We start from the raw sequence: 5,889 nt of genomic DNA, 5'->3' as shown, positions 1-5,889 counted from the left end.
CTCGATCCTCGTCACTGATCATCAACCCCGACGACGGCACGAACCAATCATCGCAAGCTCACCACCGTAAACTGATTAACGACGCGCGACACTAGTGGGTCTGCGCGACGTCCATCCGCAGCCGCGTCGGGGTGGTCGGGACCGGCCAGCGCATCCGCACCGTCGTGCCCTCCGGGGTCGGCGCGATCTCCGCCCGCTCGGACAGCGCGTGGATCAGCGGCAGCCCACGACCGTGCAGGGGACCGGGGTCCGCGGCGGGCTGCTGCCACCGCCCCTGGTCGCTCACCGTGACGTCCACCGCGTTGCCGCGCAGCTCCGCGGACAGCTCCAGCGGGCCCTCCGCCTGGGCGGGGTACGCGTGGGTCACCACGTTGATCATGGCCTCGTACGCCGCGAGCGCCATCGCGTCCGTGGTGGCGTCGGGCAGTTCCACCTCGTTCGCCCACTGGGTGAGGACGTGCCTCAAAGTCGTCGCGTTGCGCGAACGCGCCGTCACCAGTCGGTGGAGGCGTTGGTCTCCGGCGTGCATCGAAGTCCCCTCGGCGTGTTCCTCGTCGGCCGGGGGTTACCCACTGTGCACGGTTTACACACCTGTTGTTCCCCGGATCCGGGGTCACCTCGTCGTGAGCTCCGCCCACACGACCTTGCCGTTGGGCGTGGTGCGCGTGCCCCACCGCGCCGCGGCCGCGTCGATCATCCGCAGGCCGTCGTGCTCGATCCCGCCGGACGCGAGGATGTGCGGCAGCGCCCCGGTGCGATCGGCGACGTCCACCGTCAGCCGCGCGCCGTCGTGGAACAGCCGCAGCGTCAGCGGCGCCGAAGCGTGCCGCATCGCGTTCGACACCAGCTCGGAGGCGACTTTCACCGCGCGGTCGGCCACCTCCGCGAGCCCCCACCGCGCCATGCGCCCGGCCACGAACTCGTGCACGGCGTCCAGCGGCACCTCCGGCAGCAGCGCCATCGACGCGACCCGCCGGTTCGCGCCCTGGTGTTCGACGTACAGCAGGGCGACGTCGTCGTCGTGGCGGCCGCCGGTCAGCCGCCCGATCAGCTCGTCGCACGCCGCGCCCACGTCACCCGCACCGGGCAGCGCCGCCAGCTCCGCCAGCAGCGCGTCGATGCCCACGCCGAGCTCCCGCTCCCGGCTCTCCACCAGCCCGTCGGTGTACAGCACGAGCCGCATCCCGGGCGGGAACGGCGTCTGCTCCTGCGGGTACTGCTCGCCGACGCCCAGCGGCATGCCCAGCGCCTCCGCGATCTGCCGGGTCGACCCGTCGGCCGCGATCAGCACCGCGGGCAGGTGGCCGGCGTTGGCGTAGGTGAGGGTGTCGTCGATCGGGTCGTGCACCGCGTACAGGCACGTGATGAACTTGGCGCCGGGCGTGGAACGCGCCAGCTGGGACACGTTGTGCAGCACGTCCGACGGCGGCAGGTCCAGCAGCGCGTACGACCGGATCGCCGTGCGCATCTGGCCCATCACCGCCGCCGCGGGCACGCCGCGCCCCACCACGTCGCCGATCACGAACGCCGTCCGGCCGCCGGGCAGCTCGATCACGTCGAACCAGTCCCCGCCGATCTCGGCCCCGGCCGACGCGGGCAGGTACCGCGACACGATCCGCAGGCCGGGGATGTCCGGCACCACGGGCAGCATGCTGCGCGCCAGCTCGGTCGCCATCGACCGGTGCCGCGCGAACATCCGCGCGTTGTCCAGCGCGATCGCGGTGTAGCTCGCGATCCCGGCCGCCACCTGCTCGTGCCGCGCGGTGAACCGCCCCGGCTCGGGGTGGGCGAAGAAGAACCCGCCCAGCACCTCGCGCGTGATCGGCGTGATCACCGGGACGGCCAGGTAGCTGCGCACCGGCAGGTGCCCCTCCGGCATGCCGTGGTGCGGCTCGTTGCGCCCGTAGCGCGGGTCCTGGGTGATGTCGTCGCTGCGGACGATCCCGCTGCCGTTGAACGTGGGCGCGAAGACCGCCGTGTTGCGTGGCATCGGGAACCCGTCGAAGGCCTCCTTCGGGACCCCGGACAGCGTGTAGAGCGTGTAGGACTCGCCGAACTCGTCGATCAGGTTGTAGAAGAACGCCCCGAACCCGGCGCCGGTGCCGCGCGTGGCGGCGTCGGTGGCGTCCTGGACGAGGGTGTCGATGTCGAGCTGCGCGGTGAGCCGCTGCCCGATCGCCTGCAGCGAGTCGCCGAGTTCGAGCTCGGCGCCTGCCCGGCCGGCCGCGTCCTCCAGCGCCGCGCCTTCCACGCGCGAGGTGTGCTCCAGCAGCTCGGCGTAGTCCTGGAGCGCCTCCGCGCGGTCCTCGGCCGGACCGTGCACCAGCAGCCCGGCGCGGACGCTCACGGCCATCGAGCGGGCCGTCTCCGCGGGCAGCGCGGCCGAGGACGGCAGCACGATCCAGAACGCGCGGCCCCCGGCCAGCGGCCCGCCGAATGCCAGCGCGCCGGGCGACGGGACCACCGGAAAGCGTTCGCCCGGCGGCGCTGTGGCCGGCGCGCCACCGGTTCGCGGATCACCGGCCGCCGCGACGAGCACCGGGGACCCGCCTTCGTCCACTGTGTACAGTTCGGCCGACATCGGCCGTCCCCCGGCGGCGAATCCGTCCCGCAGCCGCCGGACGACGGCCCGCGCGGCGGCCGCGAAATCGGGCGCGTTCTCGGCTTCGGCGCGCAGTACCGCGGCGACCCGGACGGTGTCCGACAGGCCGAAGGCCGCGGGGCTGGTCGGCCCCGCGGCCGCGTTCTCGGCTCGCGGTCCGGTCATCGGACGCGTCCCCTTCCCGTCGGCGGTTGCCAGCCTAACCCCGCGGGAGCGACCGTGACACGGTTTGCGCGCGATTCGCGCGGTTCAGTTCACGCAGGAATCCGGTGCTGACGTGCCCGAGTGCGGCAGGTTCGCCACGAACGTGCGTACTTCCCCGGGGGCTAGACCGATCGCCGCGCCGTTCGGCGTGTCGAGGTGCGGGCTGGTGATCGGCACGGTCCCGATCCGCAGGTCGGCCGGGCGGATGTCGCGGACCAGCGCGGCGAAGGACAGCAGGTCCCAGCCGGGGTCGATGCGCACGTTGTTCTGCACGGTGCTGATCAGCGGGGACACGAAGGCCGGGTTGCCGAGCGCGCCGGTCACCTTGTCCGCGGCGGAACGCAGGTAGGCATGGAGCCGGGCGATGCGGTCGAGGTCGCCGTTGGCCAGCCCGGCGCGTTGCCGGAGGAAGGCCAGCGCCTGCGTTTCGTCCAGGACCTGCTCACCGGCGGGGAACGACGCTCCGGTACGCGGGTCGTGCGTGGCCGCGCGCAGGCAGACCGGGACGCCCTGCAGGACGTGGGCGAGCCGGCCGAACGCGGCCATGCCGACCAGGGCGTAGTGGTCGACATGCGCCCCGGTGAGCTGCTGCACGGTGTCGATGAGCGTGCGGGCGCCGGCCTCGGCCGCGGCGGTCTCGTCGCGGCCCTGCTGCTGGGCGGCTTCCTTGCCGCGGCTGTACGCGCTGCTCAGCTTGCCCTGGCCGAAGCCGGGGATGTCGACCAGCGAGTCGCGGGGGATCGAGGCGAGCGCGGCGACGCCGTCCCGTCCGAAGTGGCCGAGCATGATCGAGTCGGCGGTGTCGTAGTCGTCCATGCCGGCCAGCAGGACGGTCTGGTCGGTGGCCGGCGCCGTGCCGACGACGGGTGCGCTGCGCTGGAGCATCCGCGGCACCAGGACCGCCGCGACGGCCACCGCGACGACCGCCGCGGCCGCGACGACCAGCAGCGGGGTCCGGTTGCGGCGCGGCTGCGCCTGCCGTAGCCCGGCGAGGACCACGCGCGGGTCGGGGCGGCGGTCGGCCTCGGCGTGCAGGGCCGAGCGGATCAGCTGTTCGGTGGGGTCGGTGGTCATGACAGCGCCTCCGTGACGGGCAGGCCCCGGCGGCGGCCGCCGTCGGCGGCGCGCAGCGTGCTCAGGGCGCGGGAGATGTGGCTGCGGACGGTGCCTGCCGAGCAGCCGAGCGCCTCGGCGATCTCGGCGTCGGTGCAGTCCTCGTAGAAACGGAGCACGATCGCGGCGCGCTGCTTGCGCGGCAGCGCGGCGATGCGGGCGCGCATGGCGTCCCGTTCGGCGTAGTGCTCGGCGTGGTCGGCGGTGGGCGTCCCGATGGCGTCGAGCGTGCTGTGGGCGGCGGTGACGTTGCGCGAGGCCTTCCGGCGCCGCCACGACAGGAACTCGTTGGTGATCATCTTGCGCACGTAGCTCTCGGGCGCCTGCAGCCCGGCGATGCGTTCCCAGCGGTGCTGGGCGCGCAGCAGGGTCTCCTGCACGACGTCCTGCGCGAGGTGGGGATCGCAGGTCAGGGCCGTGGCGTAGCGGAGGAGGCGGTCGAGGCGCTGCGCCACGAAATCGTCGAAGCGGTCCCGCACCGGTGTTCCTTTCGATCTTCGGTTGACGGGCCTTCAACGCGCCGGGGCCCCAGGTTGTTGAATCCGGCCGAAAAGAATTTTCGCAGCCGGTAGGGTCGGGCCATGACGGTCCTCGCGCACCTGTCCGATCTGCACCTCGACGGCGGTTCGCGGAACGCGGACCGGGCCGAGCGGGTGGTGGGGCACCTGCGGGAGTTGTCACGGCCGGTGGACGCGGTGCTGGTGACCGGCGACCTGGCCGATCACGGCGATCCGGCCGAGTACGCCGAGGTCGCGAAGCTGCTGGACACGTTGCCGTACCCGGTGTTCCACTGCCCCGGCAACCACGACTCGCGGCCTGCCTACCGTTCGGTGCTGCTCGGCGAAGAGCCGTCGGACGGGCCGGTCAACCAGGTCGGCGAGGCGGCCGGTGCGGTGTTCGCGCTGTGCGACACGAGCATCCCGGGCCGCGGCTCGGGACGGATGGACGACGCGACGATCGCCTGGCTGGACGAGGTGCTGGCGGAGGCGGCGGGGCGGCCGGCGTTCGTGGCGTTCCACCACCCGCCCGCAGTGCTGCACCACCCGCTGCTGGACGAAATCCGGCAGCACGAAGCGGCCCGGCTGGCGGAGGTGGTGGAGCGGCACCCGGACGTGGTGGGGCTGTTCTGCGGGCACGCGCACACGCCTGCGGTGACGACCTTCGCCGGGCGGCCGCTGGTGGTGGCGCCCGGGGTGGTGTCGGCGCTGACCCTGCCGTGGGAACCGGGCGGGGAGGCCGGCTGGGCGGAGGGCGGCCCGCTCGACTACGACCGGCCGCCCGGACTGGCGTTCCACGTGGTGGACGACGACCGGCGGGTGACCACGCACTTCCGGTTCTGCCCGTAGCGGCCGTCGCAGGCCGCACGTCGGGGCGCGGCTGCGCGGCAGGACAGCGGGCTGCCGTGTGATTCCGCGCCGGTGCGCCCCCCCACGGCAGCGCCCCGCGCCCGCGGCGCGCGGCGCGCCGCGCCAGCGTGCCGTCGTGATGGCTCGCCGCGCTGTGCTGTCGCGCTGCCGCGCGGCCCCGCGCCGCGACAGCGCCGCCGCGGGCGCCAAGCCCGCCGCCGCGCCGTGCCGCGATGGTGCGCCGCGGCGGCGCGCCGCCCCCGTGCCGCGACAGCGCCGCCGCGCCGCGCCGTGCTGCCGCGCCACGCCACCGTGCCGCCCTGCGCCGCGCCGCCCTGCGCCGCCGTGCCGCGCCGCGCCGCGCCGCCGTGCTGCCGTGCCGCGCCGCCGTGCCGCGCCGCGCCGCCGTGCTGCCGCGCCGCGCCGCCGCGCCGCCGTGCCGCCCCGCGGGCGCCCGTGCTGTCGCGCTGTCGCGCGCTGCCGCGCGCTGCCGCGCGCTGTCGCGCTGCGGCGCGCTGCGGCGCGCTGCGGCGCGCTGCGGCGCGCTGTCGCGCTGTCGCGCTGTCGCGCTGTCGCGCTGTCGCGCTGTCGCGCTGTCGCGCTGTCGCGCTGTCGCGCTGTCGC

General features: G+C 74.7%; 6 protein-coding genes. 2 read left to right on the top strand and 4 right to left on the bottom strand.

The genetic code is table 11. The features are described from left to right. Positions 1-91 precede the first annotated feature (91 nt). The 4 genes from ABZ215_RS43065 to ABZ215_RS43050 form a co-directional block, all read right to left on the bottom strand. On the bottom strand, positions 92-496 hold the full coding sequence (locus tag ABZ215_RS43065; protein WP_354956692.1) for an ATP-binding protein: 405 nt from the start codon (positions 494-496) through the stop codon (positions 92-94). A gap of 117 nt (positions 497-613) precedes the next feature. Further along, positions 614-2,767, bottom strand: coding sequence for a SpoIIE family protein phosphatase (locus tag ABZ215_RS43060; protein ID WP_354956690.1), 2,154 nt, complete (start codon positions 2,765-2,767; stop codon positions 614-616). A gap of 84 nt (positions 2,768-2,851) precedes the next feature. Next, complete coding sequence (locus ABZ215_RS43055) at positions 2,852-3,880, bottom strand: LCP family protein (protein ID WP_354956688.1); 1,029 nt, start codon at positions 3,878-3,880, stop codon at positions 2,852-2,854. Next, positions 3,877-4,398 carry a SigE family RNA polymerase sigma factor gene (locus ABZ215_RS43050; RefSeq protein WP_020423337.1) on the bottom strand — a complete coding sequence of 174 codons (522 nt, stop codon included), beginning with the start codon at positions 4,396-4,398 and terminating at the stop codon, positions 3,877-3,879. Before ABZ215_RS43050 ends, ABZ215_RS43055 begins: the two co-directional genes overlap by 4 nt. 102 nt (positions 4,399-4,500) lie before the next feature. On the opposite strand from ABZ215_RS43050, the gene ABZ215_RS43045 reads away from it, so the two are divergent. Beyond that, a complete protein-coding gene (locus tag ABZ215_RS43045; RefSeq protein ID WP_354956686.1) occupies positions 4,501-5,265 on the top strand; it encodes a metallophosphoesterase in 765 nt (254 codons plus the stop codon). 233 nt (positions 5,266-5,498) lie between these two features. Beyond that, a partial coding sequence (locus tag ABZ215_RS43040) for a hypothetical protein (RefSeq protein ID WP_354956684.1) occupies positions 5,499-5,889 on the top strand: 391 nt, incomplete at its 3' end.

Origin of the sequence: Amycolatopsis sp. NPDC006131, from assembly GCF_040614175.1 — a bacterium.
GTDB classification, from domain to species: Bacteria; Actinomycetota; Actinomycetes; order Mycobacteriales; family Pseudonocardiaceae; genus Amycolatopsis_E; species Amycolatopsis_E tucumanensis.
This window is presented reverse-complemented; position numbering and strand designations above follow the sequence as displayed.

What these genes read in the sequence shown, in the direction of transcription:
- ABZ215_RS43060 (WP_354956690.1), bottom strand. Translation starts at nt 2,767, where the DNA reads ATGACCGGACCGCGAGCCGAGAACGCGGCCGCGGGGCCGACCAGCCCC.
- ABZ215_RS43055 (WP_354956688.1), bottom strand. Translation starts at nt 3,880, where the DNA reads ATGACCACCGACCCCACCGAACAGCTGATCCGCTCGGCCCTGCACGCC.
- ABZ215_RS43045 (WP_354956686.1), top strand. Translation starts at nt 4,501, where the DNA reads ATGACGGTCCTCGCGCACCTGTCCGATCTGCACCTCGACGGCGGTTCG.